We start from the raw sequence: 20,917 nt of genomic DNA on the forward strand, positions 1-20,917 counted from the left end.
CCGCGACGATCCTTCCGGGGAACGCGCGGGCGGAAGGCTGGTGCCGGTCAGGCAGACAGGACGGCCACGTTGTCGATCAGGCGGGTGTTGCCGATCCGCGCGGCGGCGAGGAGCCGCATCGGCCGGCCAGGTTCCGGCTCCGCCAGCGTCTCGGCATCGACCAGCGCGATATAGTCGGTTTCGAACCCGGCCTGGGCGAGCATGTCGCGCGCCTGGGCGAGCGCCTCGTCGGCAGCCCCGCCCTTTTCCAGGGTGCGCGCGGCGACGCCGAGCGCGCGGGGAAGGGCGACGGCACGCTGGCGCTCGTCGGGATCGAGGTAGAGGTTGCGGGACGAGAGGGCGAGACCGTCGTCGTCGCGCTGGGTCGGAACGCCCACCACCTCGATGCCGAGGTCGAGATCGGCCGCCATGCGGCGGATCACCGCCAGCTGCTGGAAATCCTTCTCGCCGAACAGCGCGACGTCGGGGCGGACCTGTCCGAAGAGCTTGGCGACCACGGTGGCGACCCCGTCGAAGTGGCCGGCACGATGCGCCCCCTCCAGAAGGGCGCTGATGCCCCCGACGGAGACCGCGGTGACGAAGCCGTCGGGGTACATCTCCTCGACGGAGGGCATCCACAGTACATCGGCGCCCGCCTCTGCGAGCATGCGCGAATCCTGCATCTCCCGCCGCGGGTAGCGGGCGAGATCCTCGTTGGGACCGAACTGCTTGGGATTGACGAAGATCGACACCACGACGCGGTTGGCGCGGCGGCGCGCGGCATCGACCAGGGCCATGTGGCCGTCATGAAGCGCGCCCATGGTGGGGACGAGCGCGATGCTCTCCCCTGCGGCGCGGAAGGAAGCCAGCGCGTCGCGAAGCGCGACGAGCTGACGGATGGTTTGCACGGCCCCAATGCCTCCGGTAAGAATGAGAAGGCGGCCTTCTATGGGGGTGCCGCCACGGGATCAACACCATGGCACCAGCACCAGGGTACCAACAGGGGACAGAAGGCACCTTGAGCACGGCCTCAAACGGATTGCACGTCATCGTGTTCGCCAACGAGAAGGGCGGCACGGGCAAGTCGACGACCGCGGTCCACGTCGCGATCGCGCTGGCCGCCAAGGGGGCGCGGGTGGCGGCGTTCGATCTGGACCATCGCCAGCGCACGCTGGGTCGCTATCTGGACAATCGCGCCGAGACCGCGCGGCGGCAGGGCAGCAGCCTGCCGATGCCAATCCATGCGACGCACGACGGCGAGAGCATGGACTTCTTCACCGACACGCTGGAGCGTTTGTCGGAGCATGCCGACTATCTGGTGATCGACACGCCGGGTCGCGACGACCCGTTCGCGCGCATGGCCGTCACCAACGCCGACACGCTGGTCACGCCGATGAACGACAGCTTCGTCGACTTCGACCTGATCGGCCAGGTGCACCCGGAGACGTTCAAGGTCACGCGGCCGAGCTTCTATTCCGAGCTGATCTGGGAGACGCGCAAGCACCGTGCCCGCGCCGACGGATCGACGATCGACTGGGTGGTGCTTCGCAACCGCCTGCAGCACATCGAGGCGCGCAACATGCGGCGCGTGTCGGAAGCGATCGAGCAGCTGTCCAAACGCGTCGGCTTCCGGGTGATCCCGGGGCTGTCGGAGCGCGTGATCTATCGCGAGCTGTTCCCCAAGGGGCTGACGATGCTCGACAGCCGCGAGTTCGGCGCGATGGGGCTGAGCCACGTCGCCGCCCGCCAGGAACTGCGCGAGATGATGGCCGGGCTGGCGCTGCCGGACCCGGTCGTGCCCTCCGCCGCGGCCTGATGCTGAAGATCCTCCTCGTCGCGGCGGTGCTGGTGGGGCTGTGGCTGTACCTGCGCCCGCGCAAGCCTGCGCTGTCGGGAGAGGCCGAGGCGCGGCAGGTGCTGGGCGTCGGCCCGGATGCGGACGAGGCGGCCATTCGCGCCGCCCATCGGCGGCTGGTGGGCGCCGTGCATCCCGACCGCGGCGGATCGGCCGACCTCACGCGTCGGGTGAATGCGGCACGCGACGTGCTGCTCGGCCGGTTGCGACATTGAACTTTCCGCGGCGTCGCGCGATCTGACGCCACCGAATTCCAGGGAGAAAGCCATGAGCCACGTCTTCGACCCCACCTCGCTGCGCGAATATGACATCCGCGGGGTGGTCGGTAAAACGCTGGGCACGGCGGATGCCACCGCGATCGGCCGCGGCTTCGGCACGATCGTGCGCCGCGCCGGCGGTACCCGCGTGGCGGTGGGCCGCGACGGCCGCGTGTCCTCGGTCGAGCTCGAGGCGGCGTTGGTGCAGGGCCTGACCCAGAGCGGGGTCGACGTGGTGCGGGTCGGCCTGGGGCCGACGCCGATGCTCTATTATGCCGAGGCGACGCTGGAGGTCGACGGCGGCATCATGATCACGGGCAGCCACAATCCGGCCGACTACAACGGCTTCAAGATGGTGCTGCAGCACAAGCCCTTCTTCGGCGAGGACATCCAGAAGCTCGGCCGCATGGGCGCCGAGGGCGACTGGGACGAGGGCGAAGGCACCGTCAGCGACTATGACATCGAGGACGCCTATGTCGGGCGGCTGATGGCGGGCTATGCCGGCGGCGCGTACCGGATCGGCTGGGATGCCGGCAACGGTTCGGCCGGCCGGGTGATCGAGAAGCTCACCAAGCTGCTGCCGGGCGAGCACCACCTGCTGTTCACCGACATCGACGGGCGCTTCCCCAACCACCATCCCGACCCGACCGAGGAAAAGAACCTGGCGGCGCTGAAGCAGCTGGTGGCGGACAAGAACCTCGACTTCGGCATCGCCTTCGACGGCGACGGCGACCGCATTGGCGCGATCGATGGCACCGGGCGGGTGATCTGGGGCGACCAGCTGCTGTCGATCCTGGCGGAGCCGGTGCTGAAGGAGCTGCCGGGCGCGACGATCATCGCCGACGTGAAGGCGAGCCAGGCGCTGTACGACCGCATTGCCGAGCTGGGTGGCGAGCCGCTGATGTGGAAGACGGGCCACAGCCTCATCAAGACCAAGATGAAGGAAACCAACTCGCCGCTCGCCGGCGAGATGTCCGGCCACATCTTCTTCGCGCACGACTATTACGGGTTCGACGACGCGCCCTATGCGGCGGTGCGGCTGATCCGGGCGGTGCACATGATCGGCAAGTCGATGACCGAGATCCGCGGTGCGATGCCGAACATGATCAACACGCCGGAAATGCGCTTCCAGGTCGACGAGAGCCGCAAGTTCGCGGTGGTCGACGAGATCCTGGAGCGGCTGGAAGCGGCCGGCGCGGACGTGAACCGCACCGACGGCGCGCGCGTCAACACGCCCGACGGCTGGTGGCTGCTGCGCGCGTCCAACACTCAGGACGTGCTGGTGGCGCGCGCCGAAGCCAAGAGTCAGGAAGGCCTCGACCGGCTGATGGCGCAGATCGACGAGCAGCTGGCGCTGAGCGGGCTGCAGCGCGGGCCGCAGGCGGCGCACTGATCGGGGGCGGGCCGGGCGAGAGTGCCCGGCCCGCCGCCAGCCGCGGCAAGCGGCGACGGTTTTGAACCGGGCGGGCTGGCAATCCGCGCCCGCCTGCCCCATTTCGGGGCCATGGCTTCCCCCCAGATCGTTCGCGTCATCGACCTCGAGACTACCGGCAACGCGCCCCCGGTGCATGGGGTGTGCGAGATCGGGTGGCAGGATGTGGCGCTCGGCAACGACGGGCGCTGGGAACTGGTCGGCGAGGGTGGATCGCAGCTCGTCAACCCGGGCCGGATGATCCCGCCGGTTACCCAGGCCGTGCACCATATCCTGGACGAGCAGGTCGCCGACGCACCCTATTGGCATGACGTCGCGCGGCGCGTGCTGGATCCCTACCCGCGGCGGATCGCGCTGGCGGCGCACCGGGCGGATTTCGAGCAGAAGTTCTGCACGGCGCCGCTGACCCATGGCGCCGACTGGATCTGCACCTGGAAATGCGCGCTGCGGCTGTGGCCGGACTCGCCGGGCTTCTCCAACCAGATGCTGCGCTACTGGCGGCGGCCGCACGGCATCGAGCATGAACGCGGCCTGCCGGCGCATCGCGCCTTCCCGGACGCCTATGTGACCGCATTCCACCTGCGCGACATGCTCAACGAGGCGAGCATCGCGCAGCTGATCGAATGGTCGAACCTGCCCGGGCTGCTGCCGCGCGTGCGCTATGGCCCGGACCGGGGGCGTGAGTGGACGGAGATCGACGACGACTCGCTCGACGGCTTCCTGTCCGACCGCGACGAGGATGTGCGCTATACCGCCGAGCAGGAGCTGGCGCGGCGGCAGAACGGCGGTGCGGTCGGGCGTACCCGCGAGGATTGGCTGCTGCTGTAGAGTACGCAAGGCTTCTGGCCGACCGGAGCGCTAGAGCCGCTAGGTTCCTCAACTGGGCCCCGGCCTTCGCCGGGGTACGATGAAGGGTGAGGGCGAGTGTGCCGCCCGGCGGTCAGCGGCGGCCGGCGATCAGGGTGCGGGTGCCTTCCAGTGCCATGCCGTAGACCAGGTGCGAGGCGAGGCCATAGCCGTGGCTGGCGAGCGATGCCTGCCAGGGGCCGGGCGCAAGGCCAGCGGCAGGAACCGCGGCTTCGTCGACCAGCAGCGAGGTGACGAGGCCATAGGCGCCGCCGAAGCCGCGGCGGGTGGCGGGCTGATATTCCGCGAGCACGCCGTAGATGCCGCCCAGGGCAGCTCCGACCAGATAATGGACCGCCTGACCGGCGGCGGCGCGGTTCGGCTCGGCGACCGGACGGCCGGTGGCGGCCTGGCTGACGCGGTCGGCGGCCTTTACGGTCGCGGGATCCTCGTCGCTGTCGGAGGGCACGAGACGGGCAGCGGCGGCCTGGAAGCCGGCCATGGCCGCGGAGGCGACGACCCCGGCGGCGATGCCGGCGACGAGGCCGAGGAGCGGGCGGGGAGCGGTGTCGGCCATGCGGCGTCCTTTGCTGGAGGCTGTGCCCACAACGAGCGTTCGCGCGAACCGCTCCCTGGGCGGATCAATAGTGGACGCGCTCGGCCTTCAGATGATGGGCGGCGAGCTGCGCCTGGACGCTGTCCTTGCCCGCGAGATGGCCGGCGCCGATCGCCACGAAGACGGTGCCCGGCTTTGCCATGCGGTCCGCGATCCAGCCGGCCCAGCGGACGTTGCGGTCGAGCAGCAGGATCTTGGCGACCTCCGGCGTCGCGTCGAGCCCCTCGTTCATGGTCTCGGCAAGCGCGTCCGGATCGCCCGCCGACCATTGCGCCACCATCTTGCCGACTTCCTTCTCGGCGTCGGGCAGCTGCTTGATGGTGTCGGTGAGAAAGGCGATCTGCGACTTCTCCGACAGGCTGTCGAAATAGCCGAACTGCTGTTCGAGCGTCTCCAGCCCGGTCACGCGCTTGCCCGCCTGCCTGGCGGCGGCGGTGAGCGCCTGTTCGGCGCCGCTGTTGGGATCATAGCCGGCCTTCACCAGCTTGAGCACCGTCAGGTTGGTGGCCGCAAACCACGGATCGAAGCGGTCGAAGCTCGCCGCCGGCACGCCGACGTCGGCGAGCGCGGCGAGATAGGCCTTGCGCGTCTCGGGCGGCAGCCGCTCCTCGAGGCCGGGGCCGGAGGGGTTGATGGCGGTGGCGACCAGCGCCTTCTGCACCGCCTGCGGATCGGGGAGCACGATCTCCTGCACCAGCTCGTCGCTTCGGTCGAAGGCGGTCTTCACCGCCTCGTCGAACCAGCTGAAGCCGGGTTTCAGCAGATGGATGGTGCCGAAGAGGTAGATGGTGGTGTCCGCGTCCTTCACCACCCACAGCGCGGGATCGGCATCGACCGTCTGCGCCGGGGCGGCGGTTGCAGGTGCTGCGGCCTGATGCGCGGCCAGCGGCATCGTCCAGGCGGCAATGGCGAACAGGCCGGCGGCACGCAGCAGGGTCTTGATCATCCGGTTCTCATCCTTGGGCAGCAGCCGTGCGTTGCGCCCGAGCGGGCGGGCTGTGTCAAGCGTCGGCGGGAAGATCCGCCTGCGCATAGCGCCGCGCGATCACCGCGCAGGCGAGCAGCTGGAGCTGGTGAAAGATCATCAGCGGCAGGATCAGGGCACCGATCTGGGCTGCCGGAAACAGCACGCCCGCCATGGGCACCCCCGAAGCGAGACTCTTCTTGGACCCGCAGAAGACGATCGCGATCTCGTCCGCGCGCGAGAAGCCGAGGCGGCGCGCCAGCGTGCGGGTGGCGAACAGCACGACCACGAGCAGCAGGCAGCAGACGATCGTGACCAGCACCAGCTGCCAGGCGGGGACGCGGTGCCAGAGCCCCTCGATCACCGCGGCGCTGAAGGCGGTATAGACGACCAGCAGGATCGAGCCGCGGTCGACCGTGGAGACCAGCGGCTTGTGCCGTTCGATGAAGCCGCCGACGAGCGGGCGCGCGAGATGGCCGACGACGAAGGGGAGCAGCAGCTGGAGCGCGATCTCCTCGATGGCGGCAAGCGAGTCGCCGCCGCTGGCGGAGACGCCCATCAGCAGCGCGACGAGCACGGGGGTGACGAAGATGCCGGCGATGTTGGAGAGCGAGGCGCTGCACACCGCCGCCGGGACGTTGCCGCGGGCGATGGCGGTGAAGGCGATCGAGGATTGGACGGTGGAGGGCAGCAGCGTCAGGAACAGCAGCCCTTGCGCGAGTGCCGGGGAGAGGAACCAGGAGGAACCCCACTCCACGCCCAGTCCCAGAAGCGGGAACATCAGAAAGGTCGCGGCGAACACGACCAGGTGCAGCCGCCACGCGGTGAGGCCGGCGACGATCGCGGCGCGCGACAGCTTGGCGCCGTGGAGAAAGAAGAGCAGCGCGATCGCCGCCTGCGTCAGCAGGGCAAAGCCCTCCGCCGCGCGGCCGCGGCACGGAAGCAGCGTCGCCACCAGCACGGTCGCGATCAGCAGCATGCTGTAGCGGTCGATGCTGGCCGTGAGTCGGCGAAGGAGCGGCGGGCGGGGCGAGGAGTCCATGCGGGCCTCCCTACCGGAGAGTATCCCGGGCGCCGAGCGGATTCCGGATGACGAACCAAACGGGTACAAAGTGCTTGACATCGTCACGCTGATATGGAACAAGACAGGAACGCTGAGGAATTGCGGGCGGGGCTGGAGCCGAAGGGCTGCGGCCCCGTCTTGCGTTCGGGGGAGGGGCGATGGCGCGGCAGACCGAGACGGGATCGCAAGCAGCATCGGGAACGGAGCGCACCCGATCGATTGGGGCCGGGGTGCAGCGCGCGTTCCTGGATCACCTGGCGGCGACCGGCAGCGTCGAGGCCGCCGCCGAGGCGGTCGCCATCGCGCCGCTGCAAGCCTATGCCGCGTGCCGCAGAGACGCGGGGTTCGCCGAGGGCTGGCGCGCCGCGCTCCGCGTCGGATACGACCGGCTGGAAGCGATGCTGATCGAGCGGACGGCGGCGGTGCTGACCGGCGCGTCGAGCGATCCGCTGGAGACGCCGGACGTGCTGTTCGCGCTGCGGCTGATCGAGCGGCAGCGCGAGGCCGAGGCTCCGGCGGTCAAGCGCGCCCGGGCCGGGGCGGGCGCGGCGGACAAGACGGATGCGGCGATCCTCAAGCGGCTGGCGATGCTGAGCAAGCGCCATGCGGCCGAGGAAGCGCGGGCGCGCCGAACCCAGGAGGGGGACGATGCGTGAGCCCGGCGGAGGAACGCGAGGCCGCGATGCAGGCGCTGGCCCGCGCCGATCCGGCCCTGCAGGCGGCGACCCTGGCGATCCTGTCGCCGGAGCAGCGGCGTGAGCTGCTGCATCGGTGGGAACGCTGGGCGCATCCCGGCCAGCTGCCGACCGCGGAGGGATGGCGAATCTGGCTGATCCTGGCGGGCCGCGGCTTTGGCAAGACGCGGGCGGCGTCGGAGTGGGTGTCCGAATTCGCGCGCAGCCACCCCAAGGCACGGATCGCGCTGGTGGGGGCGACGCTGGACGACGTGCACCGGGTGATGGTGGGCGGCGAGGGCGGGTTGCAGGCGAGCGCGCACGACGACGAGCCGACGCTGTGGAAGGGGGGCGTGCTGCACTTCGCATCGGGCGCCAAGGCCTTTGCCTATTCGGCGGAGGCGCCCGAGAAGCTGCGCGGGCCCGAACACCACGCCGGCTGGTGCGACGAGATCGCGAAGTGGCGCCTGGGCGATGCGGCCTGGGACAATCTGATGATGGGCATGCGGTTGGGCGCGCATCCGCAGCTGGTGGTGACCACCACGCCCAAGCCGGGCGCGCTGCTGCGGCGGGTACGCACGCTGCCGGGCGTGCACGAGACGCACGGCCGGACCGTGGACAACCCGCACCTGCCGGCGAGCTTCGTCGAGGCGATGGCGGCGCAGTACGCGGGCACGCGGCTGGGGCGGCAGGAGTTGGACGGGGAGTTGCTGGAGGATGTGCAGGGTGCGCTGTGGACGCGGGGGCTGATCGAGCGGTGCCGGGTCGCGACCACGCCCGAGCTGGTGCGGGTGGTGGTGGGCGTCGATCCGCCCGCGAGTGCGCAAGGGGACGCGTGCGGGATCGTGGCGGCCGGGCTGGGCCAGGACGGGCGCGGCTATGTGCTGGAGGATGCGAGCGCCTCCGGACTGACGCCCGACGGCTGGGCACGGGCGGTGGCGGCCTGTGCGGCGCGCCACGATGCGGATCGGGTGGTGGCCGAGGCGAACCAGGGCGGCGCGATGGTGGAGACGGTGCTGCGCACGGCCGAGTCGGCATTGCCGGTGCGGCTGGTGCATGCGTCGCGCGGGAAGTCGGCACGGGCGGAGCCGATCGCCGCCCTCTATGAACGCGGCCGCATCGCGCATGCCGGCAGCTTTCCGGCACTGGAGGACGAGCTGTGCGGGTTGGTGGCGGGCGGCGGCTACGAGGGTCCCGGCCGCTCCCCCGACCGTGCTGACGCGCTGGTGTGGGCGATGGACGAGCTGATGCTCGGCCGCCGCGGGCCCGCGTCGGTACGGGGGCTGTGAGCCTGGATCAGGTGAAGAGCGACAGGGACAGAAGCACGAAAGCGGCGGCGCAGACGCTGCCGCCGATGGTGAGATGGCGGGTGGCGGAGCGGGCATAGGGCTCACCGCCGGCGGGGCGGACCTGTTGGCGGCGGATGCGCCAACCGGCCCAGACGAACATGCCGCCCAGCCAGAACAGCATCAGCGATGCGGGGAACAGGGCGAAGTGTGCGCTTTGCGGCATTCGACTCTCCTTGGCGGAGGAAGCTATCATGAAATGGTTCGGCAGGAAGAGCCTGGGTGCGCACGGCACGGCGGGCGAGGGACGGCGGCCGGCGCTGTCGCCGGGCGGATCGATCGCGGCGCTGGGCAGCTGGCCGACGAGCTACGAGGCGCAGGTGCGCGCGGGCTATCTGGAGAATGCGATCGCGCAGCGCGCGGTGCGGATGGTGGCGGAGGGCGTGGCGGCCGCCCCGGTGACGGGCGCGGACCCGGAGATGGTGCGGCTGGTGTGCCGGCGCTCGGCGGGCCAGGTGCTGGTGGAGACGATCGCGGCGCAGCTGCTGCTGCACGGCAATGCGTTCGTGCAGCTGCTGGACGATGGGCGTGGCGGGGTGGGCGAACTCTACGCGCTTCGGCCCGAGCGGGTGACGGTGGAGCCGGACGCCAATGGCTGGCCGGTGGCGTTCCGGTACCGGGTGGGGGCGGAGGTGCAGCGGCTGGCGGCGGAGGATCCCCGGGGGCGGGCGGCGGTGGTGCACATCAAGGCGTTCCATCCGCTCGACGATCATTATGGGTTGGGGTGCCTGGGGGCGGCGGCGGGAGCGATCGCGGTCCACAATGCGGCGGCGCGCTGGAACAAGGCGCTGCTCGACAATGCGGCGCGGCCCTCGGGCGCGCTGGTCTATGACCCCGGCGACGGCGGCGTGCTGTCGCGCGACCAGTTCGACCGGTTGCGCGCCGAGATGGAGGCGGGCTTCGCGGGCGCCGCCAACGCCGGGCGGCCGATGCTGCTGGAGGGCGGGCTCAAGTGGCAGGCGATGAGCCTGACGCCCGCCGACATGGATTTCAACGGGCTGAAGGCACAGGCGGCGCGGGAGATCGCGCTGGCGTTCGGGGTGCCGCCGATGCTGCTGGGGCTGCCGGGCGACAACACCTACGCCAATTATCGCGAGGCCAATCGTGCGCTGTGGCGGCTGTCGATCCTGCCGCTCGCCGAGCGGATCCTGGCGGAGCTGAGCCAGGGGCTCGGCGGGCATTTCGCGGATCCGGCGCTGTCGGTGGACCTCGACCGGGTGCCGGCGCTGGCGGAGGACCGCGAGCGGCTGTGGGGCCAAGTGAGCGGGGCGGAGTTCCTGACGCGCGAGGAGAAGCGGGCGATGGTGGGCGTGGGGCCGGTGGTCGGGGCGGGGCTGTAGTTCTTGTGCTCCGGGCTTGCCCTTCCGTTTGCTTCGAGCCTGTCGAGAAGCCGCCACAAACGTTGCGCCACCGCTTCTCGACAAGCTCGAAGCAAACGGAAGGGGTGCGAAGTCCCGCCTGCGCGGGAGCACGGAGGCGGGGTCAGCGCGGGTAAGCTGTTGGCAGGGTGCAGGTGAGGGTGGTGCGCTCGAAGCGGCCGCCGGCGCCTGCGCACTGCTTGCCGCGGACGAAGGGCATCACGAACGCGATCGAGACCAGGGCCGCGAGTGCGGCGAACAGGACGATGCGAAGCCGGCGACGCATGGCCGGGACCTAACAGGCGGAGGCGGCGATGGACAATGCGCAGGTGCTGGCGCAGCTGATGGGCCAGGCGCGGCAGGACGGGGCCGACCTGGCGACGCTGCGCGCGATGGTGGAGGAAGCGGGCGAGGTCGGCGCGACGCGTGCGCTCACCCGGCTGGGGCTGGAGGACGCGGCTGCCCATGGCGACATGAAGGAGCTGCGCGAACTACTGGCCGCCTGGCGCGACGCCAAGCGATCGGCGGCACGGGCGGCGATCGGCTGGGTCGTGCGGATGCTGCTGGCGCTGGTGCTGGTGGGCGTGGCGGTGAAGACCGGTTTCGGCGCGTGGGTGCGATGAGCGTGCGCTTTGCCGGCTATGCCGCGATCTTCGGCGTGCCCGACCGGGGCGGCGACGTAGTGCGTGCGGGCGCCTTTGCCGGCTCCGGACCGGTACCGCTGCTGTGGCAGCACCGGGGAGCGCCGGTAGGGCAGATCGAGCAACTGGCGGAGGACAGCCGGGGCCTGCGCGTCATCGGGCGGGTGGAGCTGCCGGAGCTTGCGAGACTGGTTCGGGACGGTGCGCTGGGCGGGCTGTCGTTCGGATATCGCGTGCAGGCGGCGCGGGCACGGGCGGTGGCGCGAGCTGGAGCGTCTGGACCTGGTCGAGGTGAGCTTGGTCGCGGTGCCGATGCAGCCGCTGGCGCGGGTCCATGCGGTGGCGCCCGGCTGAAGGCGCGCAGCTTTGAAGCGTGGTGCGGGCGTCCCGGTGGGGCGCCCTTCTCTTTTTCGGGAGACGGTGATGATCGAGACCAAGGCAGACGCGCTGGAAGCGAGCTTTGCAGGCGTGGAGGGCGCAGGGGCCCCGGCGGCGCGGCCGATGCTGGCGGGGGCGGCAGCCCGGCCGGGCGGAGCGGCGTTCGAGGGCTTCGTGCGCAGCGGCGCGACCCTGGAGATGAAGGCGTTCACCGGTACGACCGGCGAGAGCGGCGGCTATGCCGTGCCAAGCGAGATCGACCGGCAGATCGAGACGCTGCTCCGGTCGACAAGCCCGATCCGTGCGATCGCGAATGTCGTGAAGGTCGGAAGCGCGGGGTATCGCAAGCTGGTGACGAGCGGCGGCACGCCGTCGGGCTGGGCGTCGGAGACGGCGGCGCGGCCCGAGACGGCGACGCCGACCTTCCATGAGGTGTCGCCGCCGATGGGCGACCTGTACGCCAATCCGGCGGCGAGCCAGGCGATGCTGGACGACGCCGCGTTCGACGTGGAGGAATGGCTGGCGGGCGAGATCGCGGCCGAGTTCGCGGCGGCCGAGGGGCGGGCGTTCGTCGACGGCAGTGGCATCAACCAGCCCAAGGGTTTCCTGCGCGAGCCGGTCTCCACGGCGGGCGATGCGGCGCGGGCGTTCGGCACCCTCCAGTATCTGCCGAGCGGCGAGGCGGGGGATTTCGGCAGCGAGCCGCAGGACCGGCTGATCGACCTGGTGCAGAGCCTGCGCGCGCCCTACCGCCAGGGAGCGGTGTTCGTGATGAACGCGGCGACCTCGACCCGCATCCGCAAGCTCAAGACCGCCGACGGCGCGTTCCTGTGGCAGCCGGGGCTCGTGTCCGGCCAGCCGGACACGCTGCTGGGCTATCCGGTGGTGGAAGCGGAGGAGATGCCGGACATCGCGGCCGGCAGCCTGTCGATCGCGTTCGGCAACTTCCGACTGGGGTACCTCATCGCCGAGCGGCAGGAGACGCAGATTCTGCGCGATCCCTATTCGAACAAGCCGTTCGTGCACTTCTACGCGACCAAGCGCGTGGGCGGGCAGGTGAGCAATTCGGAAGCCATCAAGCTGATGAAGTTCGCCGCGGCCTGAGCGGACACCCTTCCGGCGCGGGGAGAGCCCGCGCCGGACCCCTTTTCCTGCCCAACGACCACGGAGCTGCCCATGGAGACGCCACCCATCCCGGAGGCGGCGATCGCTGCCGCCTGCGCGGCCGCGCTTGCGCACCTGCGCGTGGCGGCGACCCACGAGCAGGCGGTGCTGGAGCAGGCCGCCGCGACCGCCTTTGCCGTGTGCGAGACGTTCACGGGCCATGCGCTGATCGCGCGCGACTGGCAGGCGGTCGTGCCGGCGACGGCATGCTGGACGCCGCTGCCGGTACAGCCGGTGACGGCGATCACCCGGGTCGACGGCCTGCCGGCGGAGGGCAGCGCCTTTCCCCTGCCGGCCGGGAGCTATGCGATCGACCTCACCGCCGATGGCGTCGGTTGGGTGAAGGCGATGCTTCCCGGCAGCGCGGGGCGACTGCGGATCGACTTTCGCGCGGGGCTGGCCGAGGGCTGGGAGACGCTGCCGGCGCCGATTGCGCAAGGCATGGTGCTGCTGATCGCGCATCTGTTCGCAAGCGGCAGCGCGGGCGGGGAGCCGCCGGCCGCGGTGGCGGCGCTGTGGCGGCCGTGGCGGCGGCTGCGGCTGGCGCCGGAGGTGCGGCGATGAGGGCGCGGCTGCTGGCGCGCGGCGAGGCGGCGGGGGCGCAGGCGGTCGCCGCGGCGGTGACGCGGATCGGCGCGGCTGCGCGGGAAGTCGCCGCCGGGCTGCGGGGGATCCGGGTCGAGAGCGACGACCGATCGGTGACGATCGAAGGGCGCGGGCTGTGGCGGCGCCGGATCGAGGATGCGCGGGTGCGCTGGCTGGGGGCGGAGCGATGAGCGCACAGGCGGTGCTGGGCGAGGCGCTGGTGGCGGCGCTGACCGCGCATGCCGGCGTCATGCGGGTGGTGACGGCGGTGTTCGATGCGCCGCCGGTGCGCGCGGCGCGGCCGTATGTGGAGGTGGCGGAGGCGCTGCTGACCGACTGGAGCACCAAGGACATGGCGGGCCGGGAAGGCCGGATCGCGATCGTGCTGCGCGATGCGGGCGAGCGGCCGGTGCGGCTGCGCGCGCTGGCGGGCGAGGTGGATGCGGCCGTCGAGGCACTGCCGCGCGACCTGGGCGAGGGATGGCGGATCGCCAGCCTGGTGCCGGTGCGCAGCCGCATCGTGCGCGAGGGCGAGGGACTGTGGGCCGGCACCAACGAATATCGGGTGCGCATGCTGCGGATGCAGTGACGAGGGAGACGAAGACATGGCGGCGGAAAAGGGAAGCGCGTTCCTGTTGAAGGTGGGCGACGGCCAGGTGCCGCCCGGCTTCACCACGGTGGCGGGGCTGCGTACGACGCAGCTGTCGATCAACGGCGAGGCGGTGGCGATCACGTCCAAGGATTCTGGCGGCTGGCGCGAGCTGCTGTCGGGAGCGGGCGTGCGATCGGTGAGCGTGTCGGGCGCGGGGGTGTTCACCGGATCGGCGGCGGAGGCTCGGCTGAAGGCGAATGCGCTCGCCGGCACGATCGACGACTACCGGCTGAGCTTCGAGACCGGCGAGACGATGACGGGACGGTTCCTGCTGACCCGGCTCGACTATGCGGGCGATTACAACGGCGAGCGCAGCTACACGCTGGCGCTGGAAAGCTCCGGCCCGGTGGTGTCGGCATGAGCGGCGAACCGGCCAATCCGGCGCGCGGCGAGGCGGAGCTGCGGGTGGCGGGCGAGCGGCTGGTGCTGCGGCCGAGCTTTGCCGCGCTGGTCGCGGCGGAGGGCGAGCTGGGGCCGCTGTTCGCGCTGGTCGAGCGGGCGGCGGCGGGGAAGCTGGCGCTCGGCGAACTGGTGGCGCTGTTCTGGCACTGCCTGCGCGAGCGGCCCGAGGCGCTGACCCGCGAAGCGCTGGGCGAGGCGGTGATCGCGGGCGGACTGGCGGCGGCGACGCCGGCGCTGCGCCAGTTGCTGGCGCAGATCCTGGGCGGGCGGTGAGCGAGCGCTTTGCCGAGGCGGCGGTGCGGCTGGCGGGGATTGCGGGGCTGTGGTTCGGCTGGAGTCCCGACGCCTTCTGGCGGGCGACCCCGGCGGAGCTTGCCGCGGTGGCAAAGGCGGCGGGCGGCGACGCGGGCACGGCGCCGCCCGATTCCGGCACGCTCGCGCGGCTGATGGAGGCATTCCCGGATGGATGAGGAAATCGAACGGCTGGTGGTGTCGGTGCGCGCCGACACGGCCGGCTTCGCGCGCGACGTCGCGGCGATGCAGAACAGCCTGGAAGGGCCGTTCGCCAGCGGCGTCGACCGCGCCGGGCGGGCGCTGGAGACGGTGCTCGTGCGGGCGGTGCGCAACGGCTCGATGGGGTTCGAGGACCTGGGGCGGATCGCCAACCAGGTGCTGGGCGAGATCGCCGCGGGCGCGATGCGGAGCGGACTCGACACGCTGCTGGGCGGGGCGGCGAGCGGGGGCGGGCTGCTGGGCTCGTTGCTCGGGCTGGTGTCCGGCGCGCCGGGGCGAGCCACGGGCGGTCCGGTCAGCCCGCAGCGGCCCTATTGGGTGGGCGAGCGCGGGCCGGAGCTGTTCGTGCCCACCAGCAGCGGCAGCATCGCCGCGCCCCAGGCGGGCGGCGGGCGGGACGTGCGGATCGCGATCTCGATCCGGGCGGGATCGGGCGACGCCCCGCGCGCGCTGGCGCAATCGGGCCGGCAGGTCGCGCGTGCGGTGAAGGCCGCGCTGGTGGACCTTGACTGAGCGGGAGGGCTCGATGGGATATTGGCTGGCGCGCGAGCGGACCGTGCAGGTGGAGGATGTGCTCACCCGCTTCGACCCGCGGTTCTGGACGGTGAACTTCCCGCGGCCGATGATGGCCTCGGTCGTGTCGGCGGCGCCCGATGCGCTGCGGGTCGATGCCGTCTTCTACCGCCGGGACGACCTGGCGGGACTGATCTGGGAATCGGAGGACCGGCACGACCACCCGCTGCTCGGCTATGCGACCAAGCGCGACTATCGGCGGTGTCGCCTGCGGTTCCGCTGGCGGTCGGGTGGGGTGCGGCCGCTGGACGCGGTGCATGGGCCCGTGCTGACGATCGAGGGGCGCGACGCTGCGGGCACCCCGCGGGCGTGGTATGTGCGGCTGTGGAACTACGCCTCCGGTACGCCCGAGGACGCGGTGGTGGAGATCGACTTCGCCACTGCGATCGGCGGGTTCGAGCTTCCCACGGACGCGGACCCGGTGTGGGCGGGGGATGTCGACCGCATGTTCGTGTCGCTGGTGGCGCCGGACTATGATGGCGAGGACGCGTTGCTGCCGGGGCCGGCGGAAGGATGGGTCGAGCTTTCGGAGATCGCCTGCGACGGCCCGGACTCGGTGCTGGCGATCGGAGCGCCCGTCCTGCCCGAGCATGGCCTGTCGATCGCGAGCGGCTATGACGACAGCTATCACCTGACGCCAGCCCGGCTGCTGCGCAACGCGCTGCACCTGGGGTATCGCGGCAGCATCGTCCATTATGTCGGGATGAGCCACTATTTCCGGCTCGAGGCGAACGGCGGCGGCCTGTACGCGAGCCTGGCAGGGGGCGTGCTCAACACGCCGTGCGTCGCCTGGCACCGGCATTTCGCCGCGGAGGCGAGGGCGCTCGGCTATGGCGTGATCTGGTCGCTGTCCTACGAGCTGCTCGACCAGCATTGCTGGGGCGATTGGAAGCAGCGCGCGGGGGATGGATCGCCGGCACGGACCGGCTGGGAGCCGCCGTCGGCGCTGCTCTCGCCAGCGCATGGCGGCGCGATGGCCTATCTGCAGCAGGTGGCGCATGCTTTCGTGCAGCTTGCGGTCGCGGCCGGGCTGGCGGTCCGCTTCCAGGTGGGCGAGCCGTGGTGGTGGGTGATGCCGGACGGGCGCCCGTGCCTGTACGACGATGCTGGCCGGGCGCTGCTCGATCCGGTCGAGATCGCGAATGTGCGAGGGTCGCTCGACGATGCGCAGACGGCGACGCTCGACCGGGCCGGTGCGGTGCTGGCGGCATCGACGGCCGCGCTGACGGGCGCGGTAAGGCAGGTGGCGCCGGAGGCGGAGACGCTGTTGCTCGCCTATCTGCCCACCGTGCTCGATGCGGCCGCGCCCGAACTCAAGCGCGCGAATCTGCCGATCGGCTGGGCCTCGCCCGCGTTCGACGTGCTCCAGCTGGAGGATTACGACTGGGCGGCGGTCGGCAATGTCGCGGCGACCGCGCGCGGGATCGCGGCGGCCGAGGCGCGGCTGGGCTATCCGCCTGAGCGCCAGCAGTATTTCGCCGGCTTCGTGCTGCGGCCCGAAGATGCCGGACAGTGGCAGGCGATCGACCGGGCCGCGGAGACTGCGCGGGCGCGCGGCGTGGCGGCGACCTTCCTCTGGGCGCTGCCGCAGGTGATCCGCGACGGCTTTGTGCATTTCGACGAGGGAGAGGATGCGATGCAGGCGTTCGACGACGTGCGCTTCCCGCTGGCGCTGGGGCGAGAGGCCGAGGTGGCGCCGGAGCTGTCGACCGCGATCGTCACCAGCGCGGGCGGCGCCGAGAAGCGGAACGCCGACTGGGCGCAGCCGCGGACCCGCTACGATGTCGGGCCGGGCGTGCGATCCGAGGCGGACATCGCGACACTGCTCGCCTTCTTCCGCGCGCGGTTGGGGCCGGCGCGCGGGTTCCGGCTGACCGACCCCTTCGACAACAGTTCCGGCGTGGATGCCGCGCCCGGGGACCAGCCGATCGGCACCGGGGATGGCATCACCACGCGTTTCCCCCTCCTGAAGCACTATGGCGAGGTGGCGCGGAGGATCACGCGCCCGGTGGCCGGCAGCGTCCGCGTGGCAGTGGACGGGATCGAGACCCACGGCTTCTCGCTCGATTCCGGGGGGATCGTCGCGCTCGACGGCGCCCCGCAGCCCGGGGCGGTGGTGACGGCGGGGTTCCGCTTCGACGTGCCGGTGCGCTTCGCCGAGGACCGGCTGGCGGTGAACCGGGCGACCTTCCTGGCCGGCGCCGCGCCTTCGGTGCCGCTGATCGAGGTGCGCGAGGCATGACCGGCTGGCTCGAGGGTGCCCTCACCACCACCGCGCTGTGCTGGCGGTTGGAGCGCACCGATGGCGTCACGATCGGGCTGACGGCGCATGATCGGGAGCTGATCGTGGAGGGCCTGCGCTATCGCGCCGCGCCCGGGATGACGCCGTCTTCCATCCGGCGCGGCGACCGGATGGATGCGGACGATATGGAGGCGAGCGGCCCCCTCAGCATGGATGCGATCGGCGAGACCGACCTGCTCGCCGGGCGATGGGATGGCGCGCGGATCACCGTGCTCGCGGTCGACTGGACGCGGCCCGCGGAACCGCTGCTGCTGGGCGAGGGGCGGCTGGGAGCCGTCGAGACGGCGGACGGTGCGTTCACCGCCGAGTTGCGTGGCGCCGCGGCCGCGCTGGAGCAGGCCGTGGTGGAGGAAACCTCACCCGGGTGCCGGGCGCACCTGGGTGATCGGCGCTGCCGCGTACCCATGGCCGGCAGGCGGCGGTTCGCGCGCGTGGTCGCATCGGAAGGGCGGCAGCTGACGCTCGACCGGGCGGAGCCGGTCGCCAATGCCTATGGCGCGGGCCGGCTGCGCTGGTTCGGCGGCGCCAACGCCGGACTGGAGTCGGCGGTCGCCGCGTCCGATGGCGCGACCTTGACGCTCGAGCGCGTGCCGCCGCTGCCCGTCGCGGGCGGCGAGCTGCTGGAGCTGGTGGAAGGGTGCGACAAGAGGCTGGAGACCTGTGCCGGGCGCTTCGCCAACGCGATCAACTTCCGCGGCGAACCCTATCTGCCGGGGATCGACCTGCTCACCCGCTATCCCGGTGCATGAGCGGCAATCTGCGGATCGTCGCCGGGGCGCGGCGTGCCGTCGGGAGCCGGTTCCGCCTGCAGGGGCGCGACCCCGCGCTCGGGCTCGACTGCGTCGGCCTGGTGGCCGTGGCGCTGGCAGCGGACGGGCACACGGGGGGCGTCCCTGCTGACTATACGCTTCGCTCGGGCGACATTGCGAAGGCCGAAGCCCTGCTGCGCGCCGCCGGCCTGGTGCCGATCGCGGACGGCGCACCGGTCGACGTGGTGCTGCTCCAGCCGGGTGCGGGCCAGCTGCACCTGGCGATCCTGAGCGAGGACGGCGTGATCCACGCCGACGCGATGCTCCGGCGCGTGGTCGAGCGTCCGGGTGCGCTGCCCTTTCCCGTCGTGGGGACGTGGCGCTGGCAAGAAGGAGAGGGCTGATGGCGACGCTGGTGCTGACGGTGGTTGGCGGAGCGGTGGGCGGGCCGATCGGAGCGGCGCTGGGAGCGACGCTCGGCCGCGCCGTCGACGGCAGCCTGTCGGGAGCGAAGGGGCGGCAAGGCCCGCGGCTTACCGAACTGGCGGTGCAGACCTCATCCTACGCGACCCAGATCCCGCGGGTGTTCGGGACCATGCGGGTGGCCGGATCGGTGATCTGGGCCACCGAACTCGTCGAGACGCGCAGCAGCGACAGCCCGGGCAAAGGGCAGCCGAGCGTCACGCGCTACAGCTATTCGGCGAACTTCGCGGTGCTGTTGTCGGGGCGGCCGATCCAGGGCATCCGGCGGATCTGGGCGGACGGCAAGCTGCTGCGCGGCGCGGCCGGCGACTGGAAGGCGCAGACCGGTTTCCGCCTGCATCGGGGCGACGAGGCGCAGCAGCCGGATCCGCTGATCGCGGCAGTGGAGGGACCCGGCCTGGCCCCTGCACATCGGGGCTGCGCCTATGCGGTGTTCGAGGGGCTGCAGCTCGCCGACTTCGGCAATCGCATTCCGTCGTTGACCTTCGAAGTGGAAGCCGACCTGGCGCCGGTGACCGCGGGCGCCGTGATCCAGGAACTGAGCGACGGCAGCATCGACGCCGGGGAGGGGGCGCTGCCGCTGGTCGGCTATTCGGCACAGGGCGACAGCGTGCGCGCGGCGGTGGAAACGCTGCTGACGCCGGCAGGCTATTGGATCGGCCGAGACGGCGTGCGGGCGGACGCCGGCGGCGCGACCACCATCGGAGACTTGGCCGCCCGCGTGGATGGGGCGGGGCGTGGCCGGGGCGTGCGGACGATTGCGGCCAGCGACAAGGCGCCCGCCGAGGTGACGATCGGCTATTACGAGGCGGCGCGCGACTACCAGACCGGGGTTCAGCGTGCCGTTCGATCCGGTGCAACCGGGCGGGGCGTGCGGATCGAACTGCCGGCCGTGATCGCTCCTGCGCATGCGCGCGGGCTCGCCGAGCGCGCCATCGACGCGCTGGACTTGGCGCGGGAAACGCGGCGGGTGTGCCTCGACTGGAGCCACGCCGGCATCGTCCCGGGGGACCGGGTGCAGATCGAGGGCGAGCCTGTTCAGTGGCGGGTGGCTGGCTGGACGCTCGAACACATGGTGCTGACGCTCGACCTCAAGCGGATCGCGGGCGCAGCGATTCCTGCGCGCGGGGCCTCGGGTGGGCGGGGGACTCTCGCTCCCGATACGTTGCACGGGCCTACGCGCCTGATGGCGTTCGAACTGCCTCCCATCGACGAGCGCACGACGGAGGTGGCGCAGGTCGCAGTGCTCGCTTCGGGAGCGCTTCCGGGCTGGCGTCGCGCGGCCCTGCTGGTGAGCGAGGATGCGGGCCAGAGCTGGGAGGCGGTCGGGGGCACTGCGGCACCCGCCGTTCTGGGGACGGTCGTGGCGGTTCCCGAGGCGGTTCCGGCGACGCTGGAGGATCGCCGCTCGACCCTGGAGGTGGAATTCCCGCACGACGAGATGACGCTGGCCGGGGCCGGTTGCGCGGCGCTCGACCTAGGCGCGAACCTGGCGATGGTGGGCGACGAGCTGCTCCAGTTCGCGGAGGCCGTGCAGGTTGCGCCCGGACGCTGGCGGCTGCGACGACTGTGGCGCGGCCGACGCGGCACCGAGGCGGCGATCGGCAGCCAGAAGGTGGGCGATGGCTTCGCCCTGATCCGCCCGGACGCGCTGCGCACCCTGGAACCGCGACGCAGCGGGGAAGGCGTTCGGCTTCGGTTGCGCGCGGCCGGGATCGGCGATGGCGTCCAGGGCGTACCGGCGGAAGTGACGGTCACTGGCCAGTGGCTCCGTCCGCCGTCGCCCGTGCACTTGATCGTGGGAAAGACCGCCAGCGGCGTGCCGCAGCTCTCGTGGGTTCGACGCAGCAGAGCCGGCTGGCACTGGCCGGACGGGGTGGAAGTGCCGTTGGGCGAGAGTGCCGAAGCCTATGAAGTGCGCGTGCTGCGCATCGACGGCAGCGCGACGACGATCGCTTGTGCGGAGCCCAGGCTGATCCTGCCCACCGAACTCGCAACCGGTGCTCTCCGCATCGAGGTGCGGCAGATCGGCAACCATGGCCTATCCGCCCCCGCCATCCTCTCTCTCTCCTGACGCGAGGTTCC

The 20,917-nt window shown here is 71.7% G+C and carries 26 protein-coding genes and 1 pseudogene; 21 read left to right on the plus strand and 6 right to left on the minus strand.

The window, feature by feature from the left end; genetic code table 11:
• Positions 1-47: 47 nt before the first annotated feature.
• Positions 48-887, minus strand: a complete 840-nt coding sequence (gene panC / locus EO081_RS09015; RefSeq protein WP_129341636.1) for a pantoate--beta-alanine ligase — start codon at positions 885-887, stop codon at positions 48-50.
• A 110-nt stretch (positions 888-997) separates the two neighbouring features.
• Here panC and EO081_RS09020 point away from each other — a divergent pair, with 110 nt between their 5' ends.
• The 4 genes from EO081_RS09020 to EO081_RS09035 all read left to right on the plus strand — a co-directional run bounded on the left by EO081_RS09020 (position 998) and on the right by EO081_RS09035 (position 4,351).
• Positions 998-1,795 carry a division plane positioning ATPase MipZ gene (locus EO081_RS09020; RefSeq protein ID WP_240697622.1) on the plus strand — a complete coding sequence of 266 codons (798 nt, stop codon included), beginning with the start codon at positions 998-1,000 and terminating at the stop codon, positions 1,793-1,795.
• On the plus strand, positions 1,795-2,049 hold the full coding sequence (locus EO081_RS09025; RefSeq protein ID WP_129341638.1) for a J domain-containing protein: 255 nt from the start codon (positions 1,795-1,797) through the stop codon (positions 2,047-2,049). The genes EO081_RS09020 and EO081_RS09025 overlap by 1 nt, the downstream gene beginning before the upstream one ends.
• A gap of 52 nt (positions 2,050-2,101) precedes the next feature.
• Complete coding sequence (gene pgmG / locus EO081_RS09030; RefSeq protein WP_129341639.1) at positions 2,102-3,484, plus strand: phosphoglucomutase/phosphomannomutase PgmG; 1,383 nt, start codon at positions 2,102-2,104, stop codon at positions 3,482-3,484.
• Between the two features lie 111 nt (positions 3,485-3,595).
• Positions 3,596-4,351, plus strand: coding sequence for a 3'-5' exonuclease (locus EO081_RS09035; protein ID WP_129341640.1), 756 nt, complete (start codon positions 3,596-3,598; stop codon positions 4,349-4,351).
• 112 nt (positions 4,352-4,463) lie between these two features.
• Here EO081_RS09035 and EO081_RS09040 read toward each other — a convergent pair whose 3' ends face one another.
• The 3 genes from EO081_RS09040 to EO081_RS09050 form a co-directional block, all read right to left on the minus strand.
• On the minus strand, positions 4,464-4,946 hold the full coding sequence (locus tag EO081_RS09040) for a DUF1440 domain-containing protein (RefSeq protein WP_129341641.1): 483 nt from the start codon (positions 4,944-4,946) through the stop codon (positions 4,464-4,466).
• 64 nt (positions 4,947-5,010) lie between these two features.
• Positions 5,011-5,931 carry a TraB/GumN family protein gene (locus EO081_RS09045; protein ID WP_165284577.1) on the minus strand — a complete coding sequence of 307 codons (921 nt, stop codon included), beginning with the start codon at positions 5,929-5,931 and terminating at the stop codon, positions 5,011-5,013.
• Between the two features lie 55 nt (positions 5,932-5,986).
• Positions 5,987-6,991 (minus strand): bile acid:sodium symporter family protein, encoded by a 1,005-nt coding sequence (locus EO081_RS09050; protein WP_129341642.1) that lies wholly within the window; start codon positions 6,989-6,991, stop codon positions 5,987-5,989.
• Between the two features lie 179 nt (positions 6,992-7,170).
• Here EO081_RS09050 and EO081_RS09055 point away from each other — a divergent pair, with 179 nt between their 5' ends.
• Positions 7,171-7,668, plus strand: a complete 498-nt coding sequence (locus EO081_RS09055; RefSeq protein WP_129341643.1) for a hypothetical protein — start codon at positions 7,171-7,173, stop codon at positions 7,666-7,668.
• 26 nt (positions 7,669-7,694) lie between these two features.
• Positions 7,695-8,975: a DNA-packaging protein gene (locus EO081_RS09060; RefSeq protein WP_129342432.1), complete on the plus strand. Its 1,281-nt coding sequence runs from the start codon at positions 7,695-7,697 to the stop codon at positions 8,973-8,975.
• 7 nt (positions 8,976-8,982) lie between these two features.
• Here the strand turns inward: EO081_RS09060 and EO081_RS09065 are convergent, their stop codons facing one another.
• On the minus strand, positions 8,983-9,198 hold the full coding sequence (locus EO081_RS09065; protein ID WP_129341644.1) for a hypothetical protein: 216 nt from the start codon (positions 9,196-9,198) through the stop codon (positions 8,983-8,985).
• Positions 9,199-9,226: 28 nt separating this feature from the next.
• Here EO081_RS09065 and EO081_RS09070 point away from each other — a divergent pair, with 28 nt between their 5' ends.
• Positions 9,227-10,372 carry a phage portal protein gene (locus tag EO081_RS09070; RefSeq protein ID WP_129341645.1) on the plus strand — a complete coding sequence of 382 codons (1,146 nt, stop codon included), beginning with the start codon at positions 9,227-9,229 and terminating at the stop codon, positions 10,370-10,372.
• 142 nt (positions 10,373-10,514) lie between these two features.
• Here EO081_RS09070 and EO081_RS16840 read toward each other — a convergent pair whose 3' ends face one another.
• Entirely contained in the window at positions 10,515-10,676 is a 162-nt protein-coding gene (locus EO081_RS16840) for a hypothetical protein (RefSeq protein WP_165284579.1), read from the minus strand.
• 28 nt (positions 10,677-10,704) lie between these two features.
• Here EO081_RS16840 and EO081_RS09075 point away from each other — a divergent pair, with 28 nt between their 5' ends.
• From EO081_RS09075 to EO081_RS09140, 14 genes and pseudogenes are all read left to right on the plus strand, one after another.
• Positions 10,705-11,013 carry a DUF6127 family protein gene (locus tag EO081_RS09075; RefSeq protein ID WP_129341646.1) on the plus strand — a complete coding sequence of 103 codons (309 nt, stop codon included), beginning with the start codon at positions 10,705-10,707 and terminating at the stop codon, positions 11,011-11,013.
• Positions 11,010-11,385: pseudogene (locus EO081_RS09080) on the plus strand (HK97 family phage prohead protease). The gene EO081_RS09075 and the pseudogene EO081_RS09080 overlap by 4 nt, the downstream one beginning before the upstream one ends.
• Positions 11,386-11,454: 69 nt before the next feature.
• On the plus strand, positions 11,455-12,513 hold the full coding sequence (locus tag EO081_RS09085; RefSeq protein WP_129341647.1) for a phage major capsid protein: 1,059 nt from the start codon (positions 11,455-11,457) through the stop codon (positions 12,511-12,513).
• A 72-nt stretch (positions 12,514-12,585) separates the two neighbouring features.
• Positions 12,586-13,137, plus strand: coding sequence for a head-tail connector protein (locus EO081_RS09090; RefSeq protein WP_129341648.1), 552 nt, complete (start codon positions 12,586-12,588; stop codon positions 13,135-13,137).
• Positions 13,134-13,349: a hypothetical protein gene (locus tag EO081_RS09095; protein ID WP_129341649.1), complete on the plus strand. Its 216-nt coding sequence runs from the start codon at positions 13,134-13,136 to the stop codon at positions 13,347-13,349. The genes EO081_RS09090 and EO081_RS09095 overlap by 4 nt, the downstream gene beginning before the upstream one ends.
• Positions 13,346-13,747, plus strand: coding sequence for a tail completion protein gp17 (gp17, locus tag EO081_RS09100; RefSeq protein ID WP_129341650.1), 402 nt, complete (start codon positions 13,346-13,348; stop codon positions 13,745-13,747). The genes EO081_RS09095 and gp17 overlap by 4 nt, the downstream gene beginning before the upstream one ends.
• A gap of 16 nt (positions 13,748-13,763) precedes the next feature.
• Positions 13,764-14,171 carry a phage major tail protein, TP901-1 family gene (locus tag EO081_RS09105; RefSeq protein WP_129341651.1) on the plus strand — a complete coding sequence of 136 codons (408 nt, stop codon included), beginning with the start codon at positions 13,764-13,766 and terminating at the stop codon, positions 14,169-14,171.
• A complete protein-coding gene (locus EO081_RS09110; protein ID WP_125961734.1) occupies positions 14,168-14,485 on the plus strand; it encodes a gene transfer agent family protein in 318 nt (105 codons plus the stop codon). Before EO081_RS09105 ends, EO081_RS09110 begins: the two co-directional genes overlap by 4 nt.
• Entirely contained in the window at positions 14,482-14,682 is a 201-nt protein-coding gene (locus EO081_RS09115) for a phage tail assembly chaperone (RefSeq protein ID WP_129341652.1), read from the plus strand. Before EO081_RS09110 ends, EO081_RS09115 begins: the two co-directional genes overlap by 4 nt.
• Positions 14,675-15,238 carry a tail tape measure protein gene (locus EO081_RS09120; RefSeq protein WP_129341653.1) on the plus strand — a complete coding sequence of 188 codons (564 nt, stop codon included), beginning with the start codon at positions 14,675-14,677 and terminating at the stop codon, positions 15,236-15,238. Before EO081_RS09115 ends, EO081_RS09120 begins: the two co-directional genes overlap by 8 nt.
• A gap of 13 nt (positions 15,239-15,251) precedes the next feature.
• A complete protein-coding gene (locus EO081_RS09125) occupies positions 15,252-17,540 on the plus strand; it encodes a DUF2460 domain-containing protein (RefSeq protein WP_129341654.1) in 2,289 nt (762 codons plus the stop codon).
• Entirely contained in the window at positions 17,537-18,349 is an 813-nt protein-coding gene (locus EO081_RS09130; RefSeq protein ID WP_129341655.1) for a DUF2163 domain-containing protein, read from the plus strand. Before EO081_RS09125 ends, EO081_RS09130 begins: the two co-directional genes overlap by 4 nt.
• Positions 18,346-18,753 (plus strand): NlpC/P60 family protein, encoded by a 408-nt coding sequence (locus EO081_RS09135; RefSeq protein WP_129341656.1) that lies wholly within the window; start codon positions 18,346-18,348, stop codon positions 18,751-18,753. The genes EO081_RS09130 and EO081_RS09135 overlap by 4 nt, the downstream gene beginning before the upstream one ends.
• Entirely contained in the window at positions 18,753-20,906 is a 2,154-nt protein-coding gene (locus EO081_RS09140; RefSeq protein ID WP_129341657.1) for a phage tail protein, read from the plus strand. Before EO081_RS09135 ends, EO081_RS09140 begins: the two co-directional genes overlap by 1 nt.
• Positions 20,907-20,917: the final 11 nt, after the last annotated feature.

It is taken from the genome of Sphingomonas desiccabilis, assembly GCF_004135605.1.
GTDB lineage: Bacteria > Pseudomonadota > Alphaproteobacteria > Sphingomonadales > Sphingomonadaceae > Sphingomonas > Sphingomonas desiccabilis.